Annotated in this window: 3 protein-coding genes; all 3 read right to left on the bottom strand. The window is 59.5% G+C overall.

Annotated features, from left to right (window positions below; genetic code table 11):
• Positions 1-13: 13 nt before the first annotated feature.
• Complete coding sequence (locus tag E1J61_RS36180) at positions 14-508, bottom strand: hypothetical protein (RefSeq protein WP_133098562.1); 495 nt, start codon at positions 506-508, stop codon at positions 14-16.
• Positions 509-868: 360 nt separating this feature from the next.
• On the bottom strand, positions 869-1312 hold the full coding sequence (locus E1J61_RS39040) for a hypothetical protein (protein WP_371705023.1): 444 nt from the start codon (positions 1310-1312) through the stop codon (positions 869-871).
• Positions 1313-1317: 5 nt separating this feature from the next.
• Positions 1318-1590 (bottom strand): hypothetical protein, encoded by a 273-nt coding sequence (locus E1J61_RS36185; RefSeq protein ID WP_133098563.1) that lies wholly within the window; start codon positions 1588-1590, stop codon positions 1318-1320.
• Positions 1591-1964: the final 374 nt, after the last annotated feature.

Here is a 1964-nt window from a genome sequence, read left to right on the forward strand (position 1 = left end):
TGTTTTTGGTGGGTCAGTGGATCTTTTCGTAGCGGCTGATGGACTCGACATTGCTGCCGAGCATTCTTTCCGTGGCGAACTTGAGGGATTCGAGGCGGGCAGCGCTTGACGATCCGGACCAGATCTTGCGGGGCATGGATCTCGTCAGTCGACGGACTGCTTTGACCAGTGCTTCTTCGCTGTCGAACTGGCGACCGTGGAGGTCGCCAAGGCCAGAATCGAATCCGGCGCTGCTCACCGTTGCCGTGGCTGGCCAGGAAGGGATGTCGCCGGGATGTTCGCCTTCGTCGCGGTCGTACGCCATCATTGCTGCCATGTAGGCATTGGCTTCGGCTGGCTCGACCAGAACGAGACGCCTCGATGAGGCCGGGCCCACGCCGCCGTTCCAGGCAAGGGGGCCATAGTAGACGTCGGGATCTACCGAGTTTGCGTCGCACACTTCGAGCGTGAAGCTGTCAATGTCCGTCAGAAAGAACCCCGCACCGAGTTCGACGTACTTGTTACTCATGGGGGACTCCAACTCGATTGCACGCACCGGCCAGCTCCTTTTGCGGTAGCGGTGCTGCGGGTAGTCCGTCGGGGATATAGGTTGGCGGCGCTGAAAGGGCGGTCAGCCATGATGCGACCTGGTGGACCACACCTGTTGGCCTCGCCAGGTACGGTCGCTGTGCCCCTCTCTCTAGCAACCCGCTGCTCTGCAGATAGATCGACAAGCAGCTGAACTCCTCTACGGAGTAGCCGACGGCCTGAGCCGCTCGTTCGAGCAGCGCATAGTCGTCGGGATGGAGATCCAGCTCAAGTCGCCGTTTCAAGGTTATGGGGGCTTTTTGTTCGGACAAGGGAACTCCCGCAGACCAGCGAGTTGCGGCTACGCGCAGGAGTCGCGCAGAAGCGCGGCCTGACTGGCGTGTACCTGGATGGGCAAGCGATCTACCCCGGCATCAATGAGATACCGGGTGCGATGCCTTCCGTTGATGAACGAGAGGACAGGTGCGGCCGATTTCGAGCTGAACGACCACCACGTTCGTCGTGGTTGGTGCATGTGAATGCCAGCTCGGGGGACGTTGATCGCCCCACCCTCCGCGTCCAGAAACTCTTCAATGCCAGCACGTTTCGAGGCGGGCCATTGGCCCACTGGGCCGACGATGTAGCTGTCGCGTTCCCAGCAGGAAAATAGCTTTCCGGCGTCCACCAGAACTACGGGCCATTCGACTAGATCTTCAATGTCCGGTTTGAATAGAACCGCCCTCACTGGGATCCGAGGAGAGTGGAGGTCCACTCTCCAGTGTGACGGGGAGATCTGGGTAAGCATGCTGGTCAGGAATTCAAGGCGGACCGTGACGTGACGAAGCGGGGGATAACGGTAAGCCCGCCCATCTCGTAGCGCTCGAACACCGCGCCTCGCAAGCGGGAAGCGCGCTCCAGCTCGAGGAAGCCAGCCATGAGATGAGCGTCCGCCAGGCTGTCAGCGCTTTCCGTCGTAATCGTTGCCATCACGTTCCCATGGCGGTCGTAGCTGATGACCTTAACGCAACCACCCAGCATCTCAGCCTCCTTTGAGTCGGGTACTTCGATGTCCTGGCCTTCCATGGCGACTCCAAAAAAAATACCCCAAAGCCGAGGGTTTCGTCGCTTTGGGGCGGGGTGGCAGCGAGGCAGAGCCAATAGGGTCAATTCATGGTCTGGGGAGGGAGAGCCGCCAAAAACAACGCGTGAAGACGCGAAACCCTACGGAAAGCGACGGCGACCGTGGGGGAACGAATGCGCTATAATTTTCCGTAGTGATGCTACGATACATAAAACAAAAACTGGAGTCAAGAAATGCGAATCATGTTGCCGGACCCCGAAACTCGCGAGGTAGTTGAGGCCCTCATCGCCCTCGACCCCAAGCTCGGCCCGAAACTGAACGGCTTCGTCTATGAGAACGCTTCCACCGCCGAGATCCAACGGCGGACCGACCTAGT

Origin of the sequence: Cupriavidus sp. L7L, from assembly GCF_004353535.1 — a bacterium.
GTDB classification, from domain to species: domain Bacteria; phylum Pseudomonadota; class Gammaproteobacteria; order Burkholderiales; family Burkholderiaceae; genus Cupriavidus; species Cupriavidus oxalaticus_A.